Source organism: Sulfitobacter sabulilitoris, assembly GCF_005887615.1.
GTDB classification, from domain to species: domain Bacteria; phylum Pseudomonadota; class Alphaproteobacteria; order Rhodobacterales; family Rhodobacteraceae; genus Sulfitobacter_E; species Sulfitobacter_E sabulilitoris.
The window spans coordinates 1,643,266-1,662,890 of record NZ_VANS01000001.1; the positions used below are offsets into that span (position 1 = coordinate 1,643,266).

General features: G+C 63.2%; 23 protein-coding genes. 9 read left to right on the forward strand and 14 right to left on the reverse strand.

Features of this window, described 5'->3' with window-relative positions; genetic code table 11:
• Positions 1-36: 36 nt before the first annotated feature.
• The 6 genes from FDT80_RS07860 to FDT80_RS07885 form a co-directional block, all read right to left on the reverse strand.
• Positions 37-732, reverse strand: coding sequence for a response regulator (locus FDT80_RS07860; RefSeq protein ID WP_138661624.1), 696 nt, complete (start codon positions 730-732; stop codon positions 37-39).
• A gap of 137 nt (positions 733-869) precedes the next feature.
• Positions 870-1,628: a sensor histidine kinase gene (locus FDT80_RS07865; protein WP_138661625.1), complete on the reverse strand. Its 759-nt coding sequence runs from the start codon at positions 1,626-1,628 to the stop codon at positions 870-872.
• A gap of 88 nt (positions 1,629-1,716) precedes the next feature.
• Positions 1,717-2,211, reverse strand: a complete 495-nt coding sequence (locus FDT80_RS07870; RefSeq protein ID WP_246039895.1) for a GNAT family N-acetyltransferase — start codon at positions 2,209-2,211, stop codon at positions 1,717-1,719.
• Positions 2,212-2,324: 113 nt separating this feature from the next.
• Positions 2,325-3,977 (reverse strand): chaperonin GroEL, encoded by a 1,653-nt coding sequence (gene groL / locus FDT80_RS07875; protein WP_138661626.1) that lies wholly within the window; start codon positions 3,975-3,977, stop codon positions 2,325-2,327.
• A gap of 81 nt (positions 3,978-4,058) precedes the next feature.
• Positions 4,059-4,346, reverse strand: coding sequence for a co-chaperone GroES (locus FDT80_RS07880; protein WP_138661627.1), 288 nt, complete (start codon positions 4,344-4,346; stop codon positions 4,059-4,061).
• A 174-nt stretch (positions 4,347-4,520) separates the two neighbouring features.
• Positions 4,521-5,201, reverse strand: coding sequence for a DUF2161 domain-containing phosphodiesterase (locus FDT80_RS07885; protein ID WP_138661628.1), 681 nt, complete (start codon positions 5,199-5,201; stop codon positions 4,521-4,523).
• Positions 5,202-5,256: 55 nt separating this feature from the next.
• On the opposite strand from FDT80_RS07885, the gene FDT80_RS07890 reads away from it, so the two are divergent.
• The 8 genes from FDT80_RS07890 to FDT80_RS07925 all read left to right on the forward strand — a co-directional run bounded on the left by FDT80_RS07890 (position 5,257) and on the right by FDT80_RS07925 (position 11,631).
• Positions 5,257-5,610: an MmcQ/YjbR family DNA-binding protein gene (locus FDT80_RS07890; protein ID WP_138661629.1), complete on the forward strand. Its 354-nt coding sequence runs from the start codon at positions 5,257-5,259 to the stop codon at positions 5,608-5,610.
• Between the two features lie 121 nt (positions 5,611-5,731).
• Positions 5,732-6,652: a manganese-dependent inorganic pyrophosphatase gene (locus FDT80_RS07895; protein WP_138661630.1), complete on the forward strand. Its 921-nt coding sequence runs from the start codon at positions 5,732-5,734 to the stop codon at positions 6,650-6,652.
• A gap of 72 nt (positions 6,653-6,724) precedes the next feature.
• Positions 6,725-7,579 (forward strand): crotonase/enoyl-CoA hydratase family protein, encoded by an 855-nt coding sequence (locus FDT80_RS07900; RefSeq protein ID WP_138661631.1) that lies wholly within the window; start codon positions 6,725-6,727, stop codon positions 7,577-7,579.
• 89 nt (positions 7,580-7,668) lie between these two features.
• The gene (locus tag FDT80_RS07905) at positions 7,669-8,541 is read left to right on the forward strand and encodes an HAD family hydrolase (RefSeq protein ID WP_138661632.1); all 873 of its coding nucleotides are present in this window, start codon (positions 7,669-7,671) and stop codon (positions 8,539-8,541) included.
• A gap of 90 nt (positions 8,542-8,631) precedes the next feature.
• On the forward strand, positions 8,632-9,075 hold the full coding sequence (locus FDT80_RS07910; protein WP_138661633.1) for a MaoC family dehydratase: 444 nt from the start codon (positions 8,632-8,634) through the stop codon (positions 9,073-9,075).
• A gap of 113 nt (positions 9,076-9,188) precedes the next feature.
• Positions 9,189-10,121: a bifunctional riboflavin kinase/FAD synthetase gene (locus FDT80_RS07915; protein ID WP_138661634.1), complete on the forward strand. Its 933-nt coding sequence runs from the start codon at positions 9,189-9,191 to the stop codon at positions 10,119-10,121.
• Positions 10,118-10,591 carry a YcgN family cysteine cluster protein gene (locus FDT80_RS07920; protein WP_138661635.1) on the forward strand — a complete coding sequence of 158 codons (474 nt, stop codon included), beginning with the start codon at positions 10,118-10,120 and terminating at the stop codon, positions 10,589-10,591. The genes FDT80_RS07915 and FDT80_RS07920 overlap by 4 nt, the downstream gene beginning before the upstream one ends.
• Positions 10,591-11,631, forward strand: a complete 1,041-nt coding sequence (locus FDT80_RS07925) for a threonine aldolase family protein (RefSeq protein WP_138661636.1) — start codon at positions 10,591-10,593, stop codon at positions 11,629-11,631. Before FDT80_RS07920 ends, FDT80_RS07925 begins: the two co-directional genes overlap by 1 nt.
• Here FDT80_RS07925 and FDT80_RS07930 read toward each other — a convergent pair.
• Together FDT80_RS07930 and FDT80_RS07935 are read right to left on the reverse strand one after the other, a co-directional pair.
• Positions 11,614-12,414, reverse strand: coding sequence for an alpha/beta fold hydrolase (locus FDT80_RS07930; RefSeq protein WP_246039896.1), 801 nt, complete (start codon positions 12,412-12,414; stop codon positions 11,614-11,616). The genes FDT80_RS07925 and FDT80_RS07930 overlap by 18 nt on opposite strands.
• Positions 12,411-13,010, reverse strand: coding sequence for a 2-hydroxychromene-2-carboxylate isomerase (locus tag FDT80_RS07935; protein WP_138661637.1), 600 nt, complete (start codon positions 13,008-13,010; stop codon positions 12,411-12,413). Before FDT80_RS07935 ends, FDT80_RS07930 begins: the two co-directional genes overlap by 4 nt.
• Before the next feature lie 113 nt (positions 13,011-13,123).
• Between FDT80_RS07935 and FDT80_RS07940 the strand changes: the two genes are divergently transcribed.
• The gene (locus FDT80_RS07940) at positions 13,124-14,143 is read left to right on the forward strand and encodes a ribose-phosphate pyrophosphokinase (RefSeq protein ID WP_138661832.1); all 1,020 of its coding nucleotides are present in this window, start codon (positions 13,124-13,126) and stop codon (positions 14,141-14,143) included.
• An 8-nt stretch (positions 14,144-14,151) separates the two neighbouring features.
• Here FDT80_RS07940 and FDT80_RS07945 read toward each other — a convergent pair whose 3' ends face one another.
• The 6 genes from FDT80_RS07945 to FDT80_RS07970 form a co-directional block, all read right to left on the reverse strand.
• Positions 14,152-14,508, reverse strand: a complete 357-nt coding sequence (locus FDT80_RS07945; RefSeq protein ID WP_138661638.1) for an H-type lectin domain-containing protein — start codon at positions 14,506-14,508, stop codon at positions 14,152-14,154.
• Positions 14,509-14,628: 120 nt separating this feature from the next.
• Entirely contained in the window at positions 14,629-15,066 is a 438-nt protein-coding gene (locus FDT80_RS07950; RefSeq protein WP_138661639.1) for a F0F1 ATP synthase subunit epsilon, read from the reverse strand.
• A gap of 13 nt (positions 15,067-15,079) precedes the next feature.
• A complete protein-coding gene (atpD, locus tag FDT80_RS07955; protein ID WP_138661640.1) occupies positions 15,080-16,504 on the reverse strand; it encodes a F0F1 ATP synthase subunit beta in 1,425 nt (474 codons plus the stop codon).
• Positions 16,505-16,523: 19 nt separating this feature from the next.
• Complete coding sequence (locus tag FDT80_RS07960) at positions 16,524-17,399, reverse strand: F0F1 ATP synthase subunit gamma (protein WP_138661641.1); 876 nt, start codon at positions 17,397-17,399, stop codon at positions 16,524-16,526.
• Positions 17,400-17,423: 24 nt separating this feature from the next.
• Positions 17,424-18,962, reverse strand: coding sequence for a F0F1 ATP synthase subunit alpha (gene atpA, locus FDT80_RS07965; RefSeq protein WP_138661642.1), 1,539 nt, complete (start codon positions 18,960-18,962; stop codon positions 17,424-17,426).
• Complete coding sequence (locus FDT80_RS07970) at positions 18,963-19,523, reverse strand: F0F1 ATP synthase subunit delta (protein WP_138661643.1); 561 nt, start codon at positions 19,521-19,523, stop codon at positions 18,963-18,965.
• Positions 19,524-19,625: the final 102 nt, after the last annotated feature.

Sequence of the window (19,625 nt, forward strand, 5' to 3'; positions counted from 1 at the left end):
GTCGCCAAGACCTAGTTGGCAACAACGGCCGACGGATCAGTGAAAGATGAATTCGTCGTCCTGCATCAACATCTCGACCATCAGGCTCAGGTCCTGCGCGTCAGGGCCGGGCAGGCCAAGGATCGGGCTGTTTGCCGTTCCGAACCCCGATTGCGGACCCGCGGCGGCAACACCCGCATTGCGCAGATGCCTCTGCAGAATGCCGACAAGCGTGTCCTGCATCGAAACGTCGCTCAGCGCATGCGCAATGGTTTCGCGGATCTGCGCGTGCTGGGCCGCCTCGGACAATATGTTGCGAGCCTGTATCGACCGCTCCATCGCGTTCAGCATGGCACTGCGCAACAGGTCCACGGTCATCCCGTCCTTGGTCAGGTAGTCATGGCACCCGTTCTTCAACGCGGCGACGGCGGTGTCGACGTTGCCATCGCCGGTGATCATGATGGTTCCGGCGGTTTTGTTGCGCGCCGTATTCTGGATCTTTGACAGCGCCGACAGTCCGTCGCCTTCGGGCAGGCGGTAGTCGATCAGGATCAGGTCGTAGTTTTCCTTCTCAACCGCCTGTTCCATATCCGCAAGGCAGCTGACTTCGTCGAGGTCCAGCGCCAGGTCCGTCTTGCGGCTCAATCGGCGGATACGGTCACGGTCGAATTTGCTGTCATCGAGCAACAGCGCCCGGATCGGCGGCGCAGGTGGCATGATCGGTGTGGTCAGGGTGCTGCAATTCAACTGCATGGCCGGTCCTTACTGATGAGGGTCGTATCTGCCCACAAGGCTAATCGGCGATACCGTACCAAACTGTGAACGCAGCCCTGCAAACCTTTGGAATTCTCCCCTCCATTTATCGCGAAACGTCTGTAAATGCGCCCCGATCAATTGGGTCGTGATCGCGGCAGGCGCACTTCGATCCGGGTGCCGCGCGTGCCGTCGGTGCTGCTGATCCTGGCGCGACCGCGATAGTGCTGTGCGATCTTGCGCGTCAGGGCAAGGCCCATCCCGCTGCCTTCGACCTCGTCGCGCGGGCGCAGCGTCGTCATCGCGCCGAACACCTTTTCATGCGCGCCTTCCGGAATGCCCGGGCCATTGTCCTGCACCGAAAGCACGAGATCGCCGCGATCCTGATAGGTTGCCACGATGATCTTGCCGCTGTCGCGGTCGTGATGCTTGATCGCATTCGTGATCAGCGCGGTCAGCAGAGTCAGGATATCACGATCCCCGATCGACAGCGTCGTGCAATCCAGCGCCCGCACGATCTGGTATCCCGATGGCACGTGAATCTCTTCGAGGACGTGATCGAGCGCCTTTTGCAGATCGACCTCGCGGGTGTCCTGCATCCGGCCCACACGCGAAAACGTCAGCAGATCGACCAGCATCCGGTCCAGACGACAGGTATGACGGTTCATCAGCGAAATGCTGTCCTCGACCGATCCGCTGATCGGCACACCGGCTTCGGCAAGGTCTTCCGTGATCCACTGCGGCAGTTCCAGCAGCGCGCGCACGGAATTGCGCACATCGTGGCTGATCAGATAGATGAAATCCTCGAAATCCTTGGACGAGCCACCGGTTTCAGTGTGCGTTTGTGGCTTGGCCGTCGGTTGCGCGACGCTGGATCGTTTGTGATCGAACCGCATGGTGGACCCCTTCTAGATGCTGTTGACCCAGCCCTAGCAGCAGTCCTTGAAATTTCTCTTAAGATTTGGCCAAGGTCCGCCCGCGCCCCTAGCCCGATGCGTCGAAAGCCGCAGGATACCTTAGCGTGACCGCCGGGGCGTCCTGGCCCGGCCCCGCCAGCAAAAGATGCTCCACCGGATAGGCCGATTGCAGGCGCGCCGCACGGTCGGACGAAAACCCAGCCCCGCCATAGATCGCAGGGTCGCCCAGCACCACGACATAAGTACCGCTGAGCCGGGCCCATTCCGCCAGTTGCGCGACCATGCGCCGCCCGTGGCCAAGCATTTGCGAATCGGGGTGCACCGCCACCGGCGCCAGGCACAGCCACCCTTTTGGCGCGCGCATCCACGACAGCGCGTAATATCCGACGATCGCATCGTCCGCCGCCACCACCATTTCCCCGGCCATGTCGCGTTGCCGGCGCAGCGCCCGCACCAGCGTTGCTTCCTCGGCCCCCCCGAAGGCCGCGCGCAGCACCGCCTCTGCCGCAAGCTCTTCGCCGGGGGCCAGAGGACGGGTGAATTTCGTGGCTTTCAGCACCATCGCGGTACACGCTCCCTTGAGGGCAGACCATTCCACCGCCTGCCGCATAGCACGAAAAAAGGGCCCGCCAAATGGCGGACCCTTCTGTATCTGTCGCATATGGACAGGGTGGCTTACATCATGCCGCCCATGCCGCCCATGCCGCCCATGTCGGGCATGCCGCTGCCGCCGCCGGCACCTTCCTTGGAAGGCTTGTCGGCAACCATGGCTTCGGTGGTGATCAGCAGGCCGGCGATGGAGGCCGCGTCCTGCAGAGCGGTGCGCACGACCTTTGCGGGGTCGATCACGCCGAACTTGAACATGTCGCCATATTCTTCGGTCTGCGCGTTGAAGCCGAACTTCAGATCGTCGCTTTCGCGGATCTTGCCGGCCACGACCGACCCGTCCACGCCTGCGTTTTCCGCGATCTGGCGCAGCGGCGCTTCGAGTGCCTTGCGCACGATCGAGATGCCGACGTTCTGGTCGTTGTTGGCACCGGTCAGACCCTCGAGGGCCTTGCCCGCCTGCACAAGCGCGACACCGCCGCCGACGACGATACCTTCCTGCACGGCCGCACGTGTCGCGTTCAGGGCGTCATCGACGCGGTCCTTGCGCTCTTTCACTTCGACCTCGGTCATGCCGCCGACGCGGATCACGGCAACACCACCGGCCAGCTTGGCCACGCGCTCTTGCAGCTTTTCACGATCGTAGTCGGATGTGGTCTCTTCGATCTGGTTACGGATCTGGGCGACGCGCGCTTCGATCTCGGCCTTCTCGCCCGCACCGTCGACGATTGTGGTCTCGTCCTTGGTGATGGTGACCTTCTTGGCAGAGCCAAGCATGTCCATCGTGACCGACTCAAGCTTCATGCCCAGGTCTTCGGAAATCACCTGGCCACCGGTCAGGATCGCGAGGTCCTGCAGCATCGCCTTGCGACGATCGCCGAAACCGGGTGCCTTGACGGCAGCGATTTTCAGACCGCCACGCAACTTGTTCACGACCAATGTCGCCAGCGCTTCGCCTTCGACATCCTCGGAGATGATCAGCAGCGGCTTTTGCGACTGGATCACCTGCTCGAGCAGCGGCACCATCGGCTGAAGGCTCGACAGTTTCTTTTCGTGCAGCAGGATGATCGCGTCTTCCAGCTCGACAGTCATCTTGTCGGCGTTGGTCACGAAATAAGGGCTCAGGTAGCCGCGGTCGAACTGCATGCCTTCGACGACATCGGTCTCGGTCTCGAGGCCCTTGTTCTCTTCGACGGTGATCACGCCCTCATTGCCGACCTTCTGCATCGCGTCCGCGATCTGACGACCGATTTCAGCTTCGCCGTTGGCGGAAATGGTGCCGACCTGTGCGACTTCGTCGCTGTCGGTCACGTCACGGGCCGCGGCCTTGATCGCGTCAACGACCTTGTGCGTTGCCAGATCGATGCCGCGCTTGAGGTCCATCGGGTTCATGCCGGCGGCAACAGATTTCATGCCTTCCTTGACGATGGCTTGCGCCAGCACGGTGGCGGTTGTCGTACCGTCGCCTGCTTCGTCATTGGTGCGCTGGGCCACTTCCTTGACCATTTGCGCGCCCATGTTCTCGAACTTGTCCTCAAGTTCGATTTCCTTGGCAACCGATACACCGTCCTTGGTGATGCGCGGTGCGCCGAAGGATTTGTCCAGAACCACGTTGCGGCCCTTGGGGCCCAGCGTGACTTTTACCGCGTCGGCAAGGATGTTCACACCCTTGAGCATGCGGTTGCGAGCGTCGGTCGCGAATTTGACGTCCTTAGCAGCCATGTCTTGTTCTCCTAAATCTTGGGTTTGATGTCAGCGTGTCGTGGGGCGCATGCTCCCATGCGCCATCCCCGGGCAATTGCCTCAGGAGATGATCCCCATGATGTCGCTTTCCTTCATCATCAGCAGTTCTTCGCCTTCCAGCGTGACTTCCGTGCCGGACCACTTACCAAACAGGATCTTGTCGCCGGGCTTGACGGCCATCTCGATCAGCTCGCCGCTGTCCTTGCGCGCGCCTTCGCCGCAAGCAACGACTTCACCCTCGGAGGGCTTTTCTTTTGCGCTGTCGGGGATGATCAGACCACCCTTGGTTTTCTCTTCGCTTTCCGTGCGGCGTACCAGCACGCGGTCATGAAGCGGTTTCAATGCCATCTTTGCAGCTCCTTAAGGCTCAAAGTTTCTCCTTATGACGCGGTCCACCTTGCGGATCCGTGCCGTTATCACTCAGCGGACCCGAGTGCTAACGGCGCACAGTTAGGCAATAGAAGGAAGTCTGTCAACCAATCGATTTGGAAAATCGAGCGCAGTCCGGGGACTCCGGAGGGCTCAGGACGAGCCCAGCACGCGATCGCTCTTGCCGATCGCCTCTGCACCCTTGGACGTAAGGCCGTATATTCCTTTTTCAACCCGTTCGAACCAGCCGTAGTGATCGTCGCGCATGATCCGCGTCGCCTGCGGCACGGCGACCTCGCGCGCGACCTCGGCCCCCTTGCTCGCGCCGGCCTCGAACAAGTAGAGCGCACATTTCAGCGCGTCCTGACGATACGCGGTGACCAGCCCCGCCCGTGTCTGTCCTCCATCGTTGGGGTCGCCCTGCCTGCGCGCGAATTCCCGTAGCAACCGCCCTTGACGCAGCCTTGACTTGCGCGGCGTGAACGGCCCCGGATCGCAATGCACCTCGACCAGCGCATCCGACAGCCGCACCGTGACCACCCCCAGCCCCAGACGCCGCGCCAGCGCCACGTTGTCTTTCAACGCCTTTTGAAACCGCTTGCCCGGCTGGCGCGCCACGGCCAGATAGACGTCATCCGTGACCGCCTGACGCGCGATGCACTGGTGCACCAGCGCCAGCGAGAACCCCAGCTTCAGTTCCACCACCACCGGCGGTTCGGCGCCGCGCACCGCCACAACATCCGCCGCGCCGACCTCGGCCTTGACGACATACCCCTGCTCCTCGAGGAAGGCCTTGACGGGCGGGTAAAGATCGGTTTCGCGGGGCGTGGACATGCGCGGCACTCTAGCCGCATTTCAAACGCCGCTCCAACCCGCTAGAATACGCCGCATGACACGCGACGACTTCAACGCCTTCTGCGCCGCCCTGCCCGCCACGACCCATGTCGTGCAATGGGGCAATTCGGACGTGTGGAAGGTCGGCGGCAAGGTCTTTGCCATCTGCGGAACGCCCGACGATCCGCCCGCCTTTACCTTCAAGGTGACCGAACTGGCGTTCGAGGTGCTGGGTGACAGCCCCGGCCTGCGCCCCGCGCCCTACCTTGCGTCCAGGGGCCTCAAATGGATCCAGCAGCATGCGGCACCCGGCCTGTCCGACGCCGAATTGCGCAGCCATCTGCGTGCGTCCTACGACATGATCGCAGCCGCCCTGCCGACGCGCAAACGCGCCGATCTCGGGCTGTGAGACGGGCGCGACGCCGGCTCCGTGCCGCAGCGCAGCATTTCCGGCGGTCAGGAGGTGACAAGCCGGTTCACCGACCCTATAAGGCGCGCAAATCGATCCGCACACAGATAGGACACGCCCCATGACCACGCTTGTATTCGGCCACAAGTCGCCCGACACCGACAGCACCGGATCGCCCATCATCTGGGCGTGGTATCTGAACCGGATCAAGGGCGTGGAGGCCAAGCCGGTGCTTCTGGGCGAACCCAACACCGAGGCCGCCTTTGTGCTGGAGCGCTGGAACCTCGACAAGCCCGAGATCGTGACGGAGGTGCCCGCCGATACGCCCGTGGTCATCGTTGACACCAACAACCCGGCGGAACTGCCCCGCGGCATCAACGACTGCGACATCACGGGCATCATCGACCATCACAAGCTGGTGGGCGGGTTGGAAACACGCGGCCCCATCGAGATCCGCATCGAACCGCTGGCCTGTACCGCGACGATCATGTGGAAGATGATCGGCGACGACATCGCCCAGATGCCGACCGAGATCAAGGGCGCGATGCTGTCGTGCATCCTCAGCGACACGCTGGAATTCCGCAGCCCGACGACAACCCAGGAAGACACCGCGATCGCCTGGGACCTGGCCAAGGACCTGGGCGTCGACATTCCCGCGTATGCCGCCGAGATGTTCGCCGCGAAATCGGATGTCTCCGCCTTTTCCGAAGCCGAATTGCTGCGGATGGACAGCAAGGAATACGAGGTCGGCGGCAAGCAGCTTCGGATCTCCGTGCTCGAAACCACCGCGCCGCACCAGATCCTCGACCGCAAGGAGGCGCTGATCGCGGCAATGCCCGGCGTCGCGGCCGAAGATGGCGCGGATCAGGTGCTGCTGTTCGTCATCGACATCCTGAACGAGGAAGCGACCCTGCTGGTGCCCGACGATCTGGTCAAGCGCATCGCCGAGGCGTCTTTTGGCGTCACGGTCGACGGCGACACCGTCGTGCTGCCCGGCGTGATGAGCCGCAAGAAGCAGATCATCCCCAACCTCAAGGTCTGACGCTCCCCACCCGCTATTGTCCGCAACGGCACCGGACGGTTAGGCTCCCTGAACCAACAGGGAGCCTTTTTCATGTCCACCGTCCTATACGAACGCACCGGCCGCATCGCGCGGCTGACGCTGAACCGCCCGCAGGTGATGAACGCGATCGACGACGACCTGCCGCGCGATCTGGCCGCGGCCGTGGCACGCGCGGACGCCGACCCCGAGGTGCACGTGATGATCCTTGCCGGGGCCGGGCGCGCATTCTGCGCAGGCTACGACCTGGCGCATTATGCCGCCGATCCGAACAACCCGATGACGCAGGACATGCCGTGGGATCCGATGCAGGACTACCAGTTCATGTGGTCCAACACGCAGGCCTTCATGTCGCTGTTTCGCGCGATGAAGCCGGTGATCTGCAAGGTGCACGGTTTTGCCGTCGCGGGCGGCTCCGACATCGCGCTGTGCTGCGATCTGGTGGTGATGGCCGATGACGCGCAGATCGGCTACATGCCCAGCCGGGTCTGGGGCTGTCCCACGACGGCGATGTGGGTGTACCGCCTGGGCCCGGAAAAGGCCAAGCGCATGATGTTCACCGGCGACAAGATCACCGGGATCGAGGCCGCGGACATGGGGCTTGTGCTGAAATCCGTGCCCAAGGCCGATCTGGACGCCGAGGTCGAGGCGCTGGCGGCCCGGATGGCCAGCGTGCCGGTCAACCAGTTGGCAATGCACAAGATGGTCATCAACCAGACGATGGAGGCAACGCTGACCCAGACCCAGCGGCTGGCCACGGTGTTCGACGGAATCACCCGCCATTCGCCCGAAGGGCTGCATTTCAAGGCGCGGGCCGAAGCGGTGGGATGGAAGCAGGCGGTGCAAGAGCGCGACGCGGGCAGCTTTGACTGGACCCGGAACCGGCAAATCCCCGGCAACGCGGACTGACCCGCGGCGGGCGCGCCGGCCGCTCTCTTGAACCGCCGCGCGATCCATGCTCTGACCCGATCGTCCCCGTCACACGAAAGCTGCCCGCCATGACCCAGATCATCACCGCCCTGTCCGAAATCTCCGGCCGCTACGAGGCCTTGTTCGTCGATCTGTGGGGCTGCGTCCACGACGGCGTGCGCGCCCTGCCCGATGCCGTGGCCGCACTGCAGGCCTACCGCAGGACGGGCGGCAAGGTGGTTCTGGTCACGAACTCGCCGCGCCCGCGCGCCGGCGTCGAAAAGCAGCTCGGCCATTTCGGCGTGCCCGACGACGCGTGGGACGCGATCGCCACATCCGGCGACAGCGCCCGCGCGGCGATGTTTCGCGGCGTCGTGGGCGACAAGGTCTGGCACATCGGCCCCGACAGCGACCTCAAGTTCTTCGAACCCCTGCAATTGGTCGATGACCCGCATCCCATCATCCGCGTCGATCTGGACAAGGCCCAGGGCATGGTCTGCACCGGCCCCTTCGACAGCCTCGCCGACCCCGCCGTGATGCGTCCGCAATTCCTGGTGGCCAAGCAACGCGGACTGAAACTGCTCTGCGCCAATCCCGATATCGTGGTCGACCGGGGCGACACGCGCGAATGGTGCGCCGGCGCGCTGGCCAGGCTGTACACCGAGATGGGCGGCGAAAGCCTGTACTTCGGCAAGCCGCATCCGCCGATCTACGACCTCGCACGGCGGCGGCTGGCCGCCCTGGGACAAGAGATCGCCAACGGCGACATCCTGGCCATCGGGGACGGCATCCATACCGACATCAAAGGCGCGATGGGCGAGGACATCGATTCCCTGTTCATCTCGGGCGGGCTGGCGGCATCGGAAACAAAAACCGACGGGCAACCGGACAAGGACGCCCTAAACGCCTATATCGAAAAGGAGATGTCCAATCCGACCTATACAATAGGTCACCTGAGGTGACCCATTTTTCGCTTGATTTTCTGCGCTCGCAAAGTAATTAAGTTACAAGTTGCGCGCTAAAAGCGTTAGAAAATTACCGGAAGGGTCATCATGTTGGACAATCTGCCCCGCGGCACAATCTGCATCGAAGACATCGAAATGGACATGTCGCGCCACCTGCGCAAGGTCGTGACGGACGAGGATATCGAGATGTTCGCGCAGATTTCGACCGACCGGAACCCGGTCCATCTGGATGACGACTATGCCCGCGACACGATCTTCGAGGGGCGAATCGCGCATGGCATGCTGACCGCCGGCTTGATCTCCGCCGTGATCGGAGAGCAGTTGCCGGGGCATGGCACGGTCTACATGGGGCAGTCGCTGAAGTTTCTGGCCCCCGTGCGCCCCGGCGACATGGTCTATACCGAGGTCCGCGTGACCGCGATCGACCATGCCAAGCGCCGCGTGACGCTCGACTGCCACTGTTCGGTCGAGGGCAAGAAGGTGCTGGTGGGCGAGGCGACGGTTCTGGCGCCGTCGCGCAAGTTCGACTGACCAGCGGGCCAGTCCCGTAGCGGTCTGCAAAAGCGTTTCACCCAGGGTTTATTTGCCGTCATGAGGCGCAAGAGCGCCTTGCCTCCACCCCGTGTCGCCGCTACGCAAGGCACATGCGGATCATCCGGGATTACCAGTTCGTGGAAGACATCGATCGCGGCGCCAGCGCCGCGATTGGAAATTTCGACGGCGTGCATCTGGGGCATCGCGCGGTCATCGACATGGCACGTGCCGCAGCGCCCGACGCGCCGCTTGGCGTTCTGACGTTCGAGCCGCACCCGCGCGAATTTTTCGCCCCCCATGCCCCGCCCTTTCGCCTGATGAGCCGCAAGGCGCGCGCGCATCGGCTTGAAAAGTTGGGTGTCGAACGGCTTTACGAATTGAATTTCAACGCGCATCTGGCCTCGCTCAGCCCCGAAGCTTTCGCCCGCGACGTGATCTCGGGGGGATTCGGCCTGACGCATGTGATCGTGGGCGCCGATTTCTGCTTTGGCAAAGGGCGGGCGGGCACCGCCGCGCATCTGCAACAATTCGGCGCCGAGATGGGGTTCGGCGTGACCGTCGCCCCGCTTGTCGAACAGTCCCACCACACCATATCCTCGACCGCGATCCGGGCCGCCCTGACCGAGGGACGCACCCGCGACGCAGCCGCGATGCTGGGCCATTGGCACCGGATCGAAGGCCCGGTGATCGGCGGCGAGCAGCGCGGCCGCGAATTGGGCTACCCGACCGCCAACATGTCCATCGACGGGCTGCACCCGCCCGCGTTCGGGGTCTATGCCGTGCTGGTCGATGTGCTGGAGGGGCCCCACAAGGGTAGCTATCACGGCGTTTCGTCCCTTGGCGTGCGCCCGATGTTCGGGGAAAACCGGCCCAACCTCGAAACGTTTCTGTTCGATTTCAAGGGCGATCTCTATGGCACCGAACTGTCTGTCGCGCTGGTCGAACACCTGCGCGGCGAGGAAAAGTTCGACAGCCTTAAGGCGTTGATCGCGCAGATGGATGCCGACAGCGCCCGCGCCCGCGCCATCCTGGCCGCGCTATGACCGGCGATCCCATCGCACGCAACGGCCTGTCCCCCCGCTTCTGGGAGAAAAAGCCGCTCGCAAAGATGTCCCAGAAGGAATGGGAGGCGCTTTGCGACGGCTGCGGAAAATGCTGCCTCAACAAGCTCGAGGACGAGGACAGCGGCGAGGTCGCGCTGACCCGTGTCGCGTGCCGCCTGCTGGACGACGCCACCTGCCGGTGCGCGCATTACGACACCCGCCATCACTTTGTGCCCGACTGCATCGTGTTGCGGCCCGACAATCTCGACACTCACGCCTACTGGATGCCCGAAACCTGCGCATATCGCCTGCTTTGGCAGGGCAAGCCCCTGCCCGAATGGCATCCGCTGTTGACCGGCACAGCGCAGTCCGTGCACGACGCCGGCATCAGCGTGCAGGGCTGGACGCTGAGCGAATTCGACATTCCCGAGGACGAATGGGAAGAGCATATTATCGAGGAGCCAACCTGATGTTTTTCGCCTCTGACAACGCGGGCCCGGTGCATGTACAAGTCATGGACCGGGTGATCGCAGCCAATGCGGATTACGCCATGCCCTACGGCAACGATCCGATCATGGACGAGGTGCGCCAAAGCATCCGCACCGCATTCGAGGCACCCGATGCGGCGGTCTATCTGGTTGCCACGGGCACGGCGGCCAATGCGCTGGCGCTGGCGTGCTATTGCCAGCCCTGGCAGACGATCTTCTGCAGCCCCGTGGCCCATATCCACGAGGACGAATGCAATGCGCCGGAATTCTACACCGGGGCGGCCAAGCTGACGCTGGTGCCCGGCGGCGACAAGATGACGCCCGACGCGCTGCGCCGCAGCATAGCGGGCGAGGAAGTGCGCGGCGTGCACGGGCCCCAGCGCGGCCCGGTGTCGATCACGCAAGTCACCGAGCGCGGGGGGGTCTATTCGCTGGACGAATTGCGCGCCCTGACCGCCGTGGCCAGGGATCACGGACTGCCCGTGCATCTGGATGGGGCACGGTTTGCCAATGCGCTCGTGGCGCTGGGGTGCAGCCCCGCCGACATGACGTGGAAATCGGGCGTCGATGTGGTCAGCTTTGGCGGCACCAAGAACGGCTGCATGGGGGTCGAGGCGGTCGTGTTCTTTTCGCCCGAAAAGGCGTGGGAGTTCGAACTGCGCCGCAAACGGGGCGCGCATCTGTTCTCCAAGCACCGCTATCTGTCGGCCCAGATGGCCGGCTACCTGCAGGACGACCTGTGGCTGACGACCGCCCGTCAGGCCAACGACAACTGCGCCTATCTGGCGCAGGGGCTGCGCGCTGCCGGGGCCTCGTTCCTGCACACTCCGCAGGCCAACATGATCTTTGCCAGCTTTCCGCGCGCCACGCATCAGCGCCTGCATGACGCCGGTGCGAAATATTACATCTGGGAAGGCACCCTGGAGGGAGACGACCCGTCCGAGATGCTGGCCGCCCGGCTGGTGTGCGACTGGTCGGTCGACCGCGCCGCGATCGACGCGTTCCTAGCTCACTTCCAGTAGCGCGTGAATGGCGGCGCCCACCGCTTCGGGGTGGGTGATGGGGGCCATGTGCCCCGCGCCTTCGATGACCATGCGCCGGGCGTCCGGCAGGCGTCGGGCAAGCGCGCCGTTGATCGCATCCACCACGTCGATCGACGCCTCGCCTTCGATCAGCAGGCTGGGCATCGTCACGCGGTCCAGCGCGCCGGGCACCAGAAGTTTGGCATTGTCGTCGAACAGCATCGGCGTGCCGTCGGGGACGATGCGAATGCGGGCGATCATGTAGTCGCGCACCGATTTCGGTATATCGGCCCATTTCGTGCCATCGCCCCAAACCCGGTTGAAGCCGCGCGCCGCGGATTCCATATCGCCATCGGCCAGGCCCTGTTCATAATCCGCGACCAGATCGTCATGGGCCTGCACGCGCTCCGGTTCATCCGCCAGTGCGGGCGCAAAGAACACCGGCTCGATCATCGTCAGGCTGCGGACATGCGCGGGATTTTCCACCGCAAGCCGCAGCGCCACGGTCGCGCCGAACGAATGACCGACCAGGTCCATCGGCTGCGTCAGCAGGGCCCGCCCCATGTCGGTGCTGACCTGGTGCAGATCGCCCTCGCCTGTCCAGTCGCCGCTTTTGCCGTGGCCCGGCAGATCGTAGGCGGTGAGCGTCAGATGCTCGCCCAGAACCTTGGCCACCCCCGCCCAGGCCCCGGAATGCGCCAAAGTGCAATGGATCGCCAAGGCGGGGCGATCCCCGCTGCCAAAAGTGCGCACATGCGTGGGAAACCCGGCGGCCCCGTTCACAATTTTCCGCCAAGGTGGGCGTCCAGATCTTCCAGACGGTCCTGACCCCAGAACCTGTTGTCGCCGTCGGCGATGTAGAATGGCACACCGAAAACGCCCCGCTCGACCGCTTCCTCGAGGTTCTGGGCATAGGTTTCCGCCCCTTCCAGCAACCCGCTGTCCGCCAGCGCGGGATCAAATCCGGCCTCTTGCAGGCACGCCTTGATCACCGCCTCCTCCGCGATGTCCTTTTCCTCGGCCCAGACGGCGCGGGTGATCGCATGCACCAGTTTGCCCAGATCGCCGCCCCCGGCATTCTGCGCCGCGATAAAGGCATAGGCCGCGGGCGCACCATTGGTCGGCCAATGCGCCGGCTTGAGGTTGAACGGCATGCCCAGCTTTTTCGCCTGGCGCACCAGTTCCTGCGCGCGGTATTCCATGCGCGAGGGGTGGCGGTCCTTGGGCGGCGTGCCGCCGGTTCGGCCAAAGAGCGCGATCACATCCACCGGCTTGTAGGTCACCGATGCTCCATGCTTTTTCGCGATCTCCTCGAACCGGTTCCCGGCGAGGTAGGTGTAGGGAGACAATGTCGCGAAAAAATAATCGATATGGGCCATTTGGTCCCTCCTTGGGGTGTCTGTTGCTTTGCCGGACGGTACTGCCGTGCTAAGCGGTGTCAACATCACGAATCTGTCACATTGCTCTGATGCTGCTGCGGGAATCCCATCACATGCCGAATATCACCGAACCCAAGCTGATCTCTGGGAACGCCAACATGCCACTGGCCCGCGCAATCGCGCGGCGCATGTCGCTGCATCGCGGCAAGAACGTGGGCCTTGTCGATGCCCGGGTCGAGCGGTTCAACGATGGCGAGATTTTCGTCGAAGTGTTCGAGAACGTGCGCGGCGAGGATATGTTCATCATCCAGTCGACGTCGAACCCGGCCAACGACAACCTGATGGAACTGCTGGTCATGGCCGACGCGCTGCGCCGGTCGTCGGCGGCGCGCATCACGGCCGTGCTGCCTTATTTCGGTTACGCCCGGCAAGACCGCCGCACCAAGGCCCGCACGCCCATTACCGCCAAGCTGGTGGCCAACATGCTGGTCGGCACGGGCATCGAACGGGTCCTGACGATGGATCTTCACGCGGCACAGATCCAGGGGTTCTTCGATATTCCGGTGGATAACCTCTACGCCTCGCCGATCTTCGCGCTCGACATCAAGTCGGAGTTCAAGGACCGCATGGACGAACTGATGGTCGTATCGCCGGATGTGGGCGGCGTGGCACGGGCGCGCGAGTTGGCCAAGCGGGTCAATGCGCCGCTGTCGATCGTCGACAAGCGCCGCGAAAAACCCGGCGAGATCGCAGAGATGAAAGTGATCGGCGACGTCACGGGCAAGATCTGCCTGATCGTCGATGACATCTGCGACACCGCGGGCACGCTCTGCAAGGCCGCCGAAGTGCTGATGGAGCATGGCGCCAAGGAGGTCCATTCCTACATCAGCCACGGTGTCATGTCCGGCCCGGCGGTCGAGCGTGTCACGAGTTCGGTGATGAAGTCGCTGGTTCTGACCGACACCATCGCCCCCACGCAAGCGGTGCAAGACGCCGCGAACATCCGCGTCGTGCCGACCGCGCCGATCTTTGCCCAGGCCATCCTGAATATCTGGAACGGAACGTCGGTGTCGTCGCTGTTCGAGGCCGACACGCTCGGGCCGATCTACGATGGCATGTACGCCGCGGAATAGACGCGGGGTCAGTACAGCTCCCATTCATCCTCTTCCGGGTCGCCCAGCTCGCCAAAGGCCAGCCAGGCGATACGTACGCGAGCGACGCGCGTGTCACCCCATGTCCGAAACACCATGTCGAAGCCATCCTTTGTCACGGCCTCGGCGCTCAGGTCCGCGCGCATCACCGTCGCGGCATCCATATCCCACAGCGACAGCGACAGGTGCACGACCGGGGCCGCGGCAAACTTTTCGCTGAACCTGATGCGGCGACGGCGTTCACGCTGGCCCCTGCCGGTCCACATCTCGCCGTTGTCCTCGAAATCCGAAAACAGAACGACATCGTCCTGATCAATCCCGATCCGGTTGCTGCTGAGGTGTTTCATGCTGTCGTTCCCTTGTCGCGCGCAGCCTAGGTCAGTGGAGACCTCAAAGACAGGCCGCAAATACCAAAAGGCCCCGCGTGTTGCAGGGCCTTTTGCTGAAATCTGTATGAACCGGCAGGGTCAGAGGCTGGGCTGCTTGGTGGACAGACCGATGTGATCCCCGATCGCCACCATATCCGCCAGCAGCTTGGCGGCGTCGTCGACGGGGCCCGGCTGGTTCTTGAAGGTCTCGCGCGCCTGTTTGTACGCAGTGTGCGCTTCCTCGATCATCTCGTCCATATGCGCCTGGGTCATGTCGGCGCGGGCCATTGCCCGCTCCGCCAGAACGGTCACGCCACGGCTGCTGAGTTCGGCAAAGCCACCGGTGACCACGTATTCCGATGTGCCGTCGGGCCCTTCGGCCCGCAGCACGCCGGGGCGCAGCGTCGTGATGGTCGGCGCATGATCGGGCATCGCCGTCATGTCGCCATCCGCACCGGGGATCTGCACGGCGGTCACCTGCACCTGGGCCAGGCGCCGCTCCGGCGAAACAAGGTCGAATTGCATCGTGTCTGCCATTGTAGAGGCTCCCTTAAGCGGCGTCGGCCGCCATTTTTTCAGCTTTCGCTTTCACTTCTTCGATGCCACCCACCATGTAGAACGCGCCTTCGGGCAGGTGATCGTATTCACCCGCGACCACGGCCTTGAAGCTTTCGATGGTTTCGGTCAGCGGAACCTGCTTGCCATCCGCGCCGGTGAACACCTTGGCCACGTCGAACGGCTGGCTCAGGAAACGCTGGATTTTCCGGGCACGGGCCACGGTCAGCTTGTCCTCTTCGCTCAGTTCGTCCATGCCGAGGATCGCGATGATGTCCTGAAGCGACTTGTAACGTTGCAGGATCCCCTGGACATCGCGTGCCACCTGGTAGTGTTCCTCGCCCACGATGGACGGGTCCATCAGGCGCGACGTGGAATCGAGCGGGTCCACGGCCGGGTAGATGCCCAGTTCGGAAATCGCACGGTTCAGAACCGTTGTCGCGTCGAGGTGGGCAAAGGTCGTCGCAGGCGCGGGGTCTGTCAGGTCGTCCGCAGGCACATAGACCGCCTGGATCGAGGTGATCGAGCCGGACTTGGTCGAGGTGATGCGTTCCTGCATCGCGCCCATGTCCGTGGCCAGCGTCGGCTGATAGCCCACGGCCGACGGGATACGACCCAGCAGGGCCGACACTTCGGACCCAGCCTGCGTAAAGCGGAAGATGTTGTCCACGAAGAACAGAACGTCGGTCCCGGACTGGTCGCGGAACTGCTCGGCCAGCGTCAGACCGGTCAGCGCCACGCGGGCACGCGCCCCCGGAGGCTCGTTCATCTGGCCGTAGACCAGCGCCACCTGAGAGTCCTCGAGGTTGTCGGGCTTGATCACGTTGGATTCGATCATCTCGTGGTAAAGGTCATTGCCCTCACGGGTCCGCTCGCCCACACCGGCGAACACCGAATAGCCCGAGTGCACCTTGGCGATGTTGTTGATCAGTTCCATGATCAGAACCGTCTTGCCCACACCGGCACCGCCGAAAAGGCCGATCTTGCCGCCCTTGGCGTAGGGGGCCAGCAGGTCGATCACCTTGATGCCTGTCTCAAGCACTTCGGACGCGGTCGACTGCTCGGCGAATTCGGGCGCGGGCTGGTGGATCGCGCGGCGCTCGGTCGCGTTCACGGGGCCCTTTTCGTCGACGGGCTCGCCCACGACGTTCAGGATGCGGCCCAGCGTGGCGTTGCCCACAGGGATCGAGATCGGCGCGCCGGTGTCTTCGACCCTCTGGCCCCGCACGAGGCCTTCGGTCGCGTCCATCGCGATGGTGCGCACGGTGTTTTCGCCAAGGTGCTGCGCCACTTCGAGGACCAGCGTCTTGCCGTTGTTCTCGGTGGTCAGCGCGTTGAGGATCTCCGGCAGGTGATCCTCGAACTGCACGTCGCAAACCGCGCCGATGATTTGGGTAATTTTCCCGACAGCTTGTGCCATGTCGTTTCTCCGATGTGTTCTACAGCGCTTCCGCGCCGGAAATGATTTCAATCAGCTCGTTGGTGATCACGGCCTGACGCGAGCGGTTGTACTCGATGGTCAGGTCTTCGATCATTTCGCCCGCGTTGCGCGTCGCGTTGTCCATCGCGGACATGCGCGCGCCCTGCTCGGACGCCCCGTTTTCCAAAAGCGCGGCAAAGATCTGCGTTGCCACGCCGCGTGGCAGCAGATCGGCGAGGATTTCCTCTTCGCCGGGCTCATAGTCGAACAAAGTCGATGCCTCGTCGCCCTCCTGCGCCTCGTAGGATGCGGGAATGATCTGCTGGGCCGTCGGAACCTGCGTGACCACGTTTACGAACTCTGCGAAAAAGATCGTCGCGACGTCGAATTCGCCTTCGTCAAAGCGCGACAACACGTCCTTGGCGATGCCCTGCGCGTCGGCGTAGCTGACACGCTTGACCTCTGTCAGGTCCACATGACCCACCAGATGCTTGCCGAAATCGCGTTTGATCTGATCGCGGCCCTTCTTGCCCACGGTCAGGATCTTGACGGTTTTGCCCTCGGCCACGAGCTTGCGCGCATGGGTGCGCGCGAGTTTGGTGATGTTGGAGTTGAAGCCACCGCACAGGCCACGTTCGGCAGTCAGCAGTACGAGCAGGTGAACCTGCTCGCTGCCTGTGCCGCTCAGCAGTCTGGGCGCTGTATCGCTGTCGCCAACCGACGCCGCCAGGCCACCCAGAACGGCGTTGAACCGCTCCGCATAGGGGCGCGCCTGCTCCGCGGCGTCCTGCGCACGGCGCAGCTTGGCGGCTGCGACCATTTGCATGGCCTTGGTGATCTTGCGGGTCGATTTGACCGACGCGATCCTGTTCTTAAGGTCCTTGAGGTTAGGCATAGGCCTGTAATCTCCCCCCTTAAATTACGCGAAATCTGCGGCGAATTCGTCCAGCGCGGCGCGAATCTTGTCCTCGGCGTCGCCCTTGATCTTGGGGTCTTCCTTGGTGATCATGTCCAGCAGGTCCTGATGCTTGGACCGCAGGTGCGCCAGCAGACCGGCCTCGAAGCGGCCCACCTGCTTGGTCTCGATCTTGTCGAGATAGCCCTTGGTGCCCGCGAAGATCACGCAGACGATTTCCGCGTTGGTCAGCGGCGAATACTGCGGCTGCTTCATCAACTCGGTCAGACGCGCGCCACGGTTCAGCAGCTGCTGTGTCGCGGCGTCGAGGTCCGAACCGAACTGCGCGAAGGCCGCCATTTCGCGGTACTGCGCCAGCTCGAGCTTGACCGGGCCCGCGACGGATTTCATCGCGTTGGTCTGCGCGGACGAACCCACGCGAGACACCGACAGGCCGGTGTTCACGGCGGGGCGGATGCCCTGGTAGAACAATTCGGTCTCGAGGAAGATCTGACCATCGGTGATCGAGATCACGTTGGTCGGAATAAACGCCGACACGTCGCCACCTTGGGTTTCGATGATCGGCAGCGCCGTCAGCGAGCCGTTGCCGGCATCGTCGCCCAGCTTGGCCGAACGTTCCAGCAGGCGGGAGTGCAGATAGAAAACGTCGCCGGGATAGGCTTCGCGCCCGGGCGGGCGGCGCAGCAGCAGCGACATCTGACGATAAGACACGGCCTGCTTGGACAGATCATCATAGACGATCAGCGCGTGACGACCGTTGTCGCGGAAATGCTCCGCCATCGCGGTGGCAGAATAGGGCGCGAGGAACTGCATCGGCGCAGGCTCGGACGCGGTGGCCGCAACGACGATGGAATAGTCGATGGCGCCGGTTTCTTCGAGCTTCTTGACCAGCTGCGCCACAGTGGAGCGCTTCTGACCGATGGCGACGTACACGCAGTACATCTTCTTGCTCTCGTCGTCGCCGGCGGCCTTGTTGACCGACGCCTGGTTCAGCATCGCGTCGAGCGCGACGGCGGACTTGCCGGTCTGGCGGTCACCGATGATCAGTTCGCGCTGGCCACGGCCGATCGGAATCATCGCGTCCACGGACTTGAGGCCGGTGGCCATCGGCTCGTGCACGGATTTCCGCGGGATGATGCCCGGCGCCTTGACGTCGGCCACGCCGCGCTTGGACGCCTTGATCGGGCCCTTGCCGTCGATCGGGTTGCCAAGGCCGTCCACGACCCGGCCCAGCAGTTCGTCACCGATCGGCACGTCCACGATGGAGTTGGTGCGCTTGACGATGTCGCCTTCCTTGATGTCGCGGTCGGAACCGAAGATCACGACGCCGACATTGTCGGATTCAAGGTTCAGGGCCATGCCCTGAATACCGCCGGGGAATTCGACCATTTCGCCGGCCTGAACGTTGTCCAGACCGTAAACTCGGGCGATACCGTCACCGACGGACAGAACCCGGCCCACTTCGGCCACTTCCGCTTCTTGACCGAAATTCTTGATCTGGTCCTTCAGGATCGCAGAAATTTCTGCTGCTTGGATACCCATTTATCCGACCTCTTTCATTGCATTCTGGAGGGAATTGAGCTTCGAGCGGATCGAGGTGTCGATCATCTTGGAGCCCACTTTGACGACAAGACCGCCGATGAGGGATTCATCAACGGTCGCATTCAGTGTCACGGTCTTGCCCGTGTTTGCCTTGAGTGTCTTGGCCAGCTTGTCGGCCTGCGCCTTGGTCAGCGCCTTGGCGCTTGTCACCTCTGCGGTGACCTCGCCCTTCTCGGTCGCGATGATCTCGCGCAGGGTCGCGATGAGCTGCGGCAGAACGAACAGACGGCGTTTCTCGGCCATCAGCGCCAGCGTGTTGGACAAGATGTCCGACAGCGCCATTTTCTTGGCCAGCGCCACGATGGCGGCGGATTGCTGTTGGCGCGAATAGATCGGCGAATGGATCAGCGCGTTGAAATCGTCGCTGGACGACAGCGCCTCGCTCAGCGCGTCGAGATCGGTTTCAATCGCTTTGACCTTTTTGCCATCTTTGGCCAGGCTATAAACCGCAGAGGCATAGCGCTCCGCGATGCCTGTGGAAATCGAAGCTGGTTCGGACACGTCCACCCTTCCGATGTTCTGGCCCCGACAAACGCGCATTGGACGCGTCACCGGGGGTGTTGGCGCGGCTTGAGGTTTCTCAAGACGTCGAAATCAGGGGCG

Bases quoted from the DNA above. Each gene is read 5' to 3' on its own strand.
- FDT80_RS07915 (WP_138661634.1), top strand. From the start codon at position 9,189: ATGCGGATCATCCGGGATTACCAGTTCGTGGAAGACATCGATCGCGGC.
- FDT80_RS07910 (WP_138661633.1), top strand. From the start codon at position 8,632: ATGTTGGACAATCTGCCCCGCGGCACAATCTGCATCGAAGACATCGAA.
- FDT80_RS07925 (WP_138661636.1), top strand. From the start codon at position 10,591: ATGTTTTTCGCCTCTGACAACGCGGGCCCGGTGCATGTACAAGTCATG.
- FDT80_RS07895 (WP_138661630.1), top strand. From the start codon at position 5,732: ATGACCACGCTTGTATTCGGCCACAAGTCGCCCGACACCGACAGCACC.
- FDT80_RS07940 (WP_138661832.1), top strand. From the start codon at position 13,124: ATGCCGAATATCACCGAACCCAAGCTGATCTCTGGGAACGCCAACATG.
- groL (WP_138661626.1), bottom strand. From the start codon at position 3,977: ATGGCTGCTAAGGACGTCAAATTCGCGACCGACGCTCGCAACCGCATG.
- FDT80_RS07960 (WP_138661641.1), bottom strand. From the start codon at position 17,399: ATGCCTAACCTCAAGGACCTTAAGAACAGGATCGCGTCGGTCAAATCG.
- FDT80_RS07890 (WP_138661629.1), top strand. From the start codon at position 5,257: ATGACACGCGACGACTTCAACGCCTTCTGCGCCGCCCTGCCCGCCACG.
- FDT80_RS07865 (WP_138661625.1), bottom strand. From the start codon at position 1,628: ATGCGGTTCGATCACAAACGATCCAGCGTCGCGCAACCGACGGCCAAG.
- FDT80_RS07900 (WP_138661631.1), top strand. From the start codon at position 6,725: ATGTCCACCGTCCTATACGAACGCACCGGCCGCATCGCGCGGCTGACG.
- FDT80_RS07885 (WP_138661628.1), bottom strand. From the start codon at position 5,201: ATGTCCACGCCCCGCGAAACCGATCTTTACCCGCCCGTCAAGGCCTTC.
- FDT80_RS07920 (WP_138661635.1), top strand. From the start codon at position 10,118: ATGACCGGCGATCCCATCGCACGCAACGGCCTGTCCCCCCGCTTCTGG.
- atpA (WP_138661642.1), bottom strand. From the start codon at position 18,962: ATGGGTATCCAAGCAGCAGAAATTTCTGCGATCCTGAAGGACCAGATC.
- FDT80_RS07945 (WP_138661638.1), bottom strand. From the start codon at position 14,508: ATGAAACACCTCAGCAGCAACCGGATCGGGATTGATCAGGACGATGTC.
- FDT80_RS07870 (WP_246039895.1), bottom strand. From the start codon at position 2,211: ATGGTGCTGAAAGCCACGAAATTCACCCGTCCTCTGGCCCCCGGCGAA.
- atpD (WP_138661640.1), bottom strand. From the start codon at position 16,504: ATGGCACAAGCTGTCGGGAAAATTACCCAAATCATCGGCGCGGTTTGC.
- FDT80_RS07950 (WP_138661639.1), bottom strand. From the start codon at position 15,066: ATGGCAGACACGATGCAATTCGACCTTGTTTCGCCGGAGCGGCGCCTG.
- FDT80_RS07905 (WP_138661632.1), top strand. From the start codon at position 7,669: ATGACCCAGATCATCACCGCCCTGTCCGAAATCTCCGGCCGCTACGAG.
- FDT80_RS07860 (WP_138661624.1), bottom strand. From the start codon at position 732: ATGCAGTTGAATTGCAGCACCCTGACCACACCGATCATGCCACCTGCG.
- FDT80_RS07935 (WP_138661637.1), bottom strand. From the start codon at position 13,010: ATGGCCCATATCGATTATTTTTTCGCGACATTGTCTCCCTACACCTAC.
- FDT80_RS07880 (WP_138661627.1), bottom strand. From the start codon at position 4,346: ATGGCATTGAAACCGCTTCATGACCGCGTGCTGGTACGCCGCACGGAA.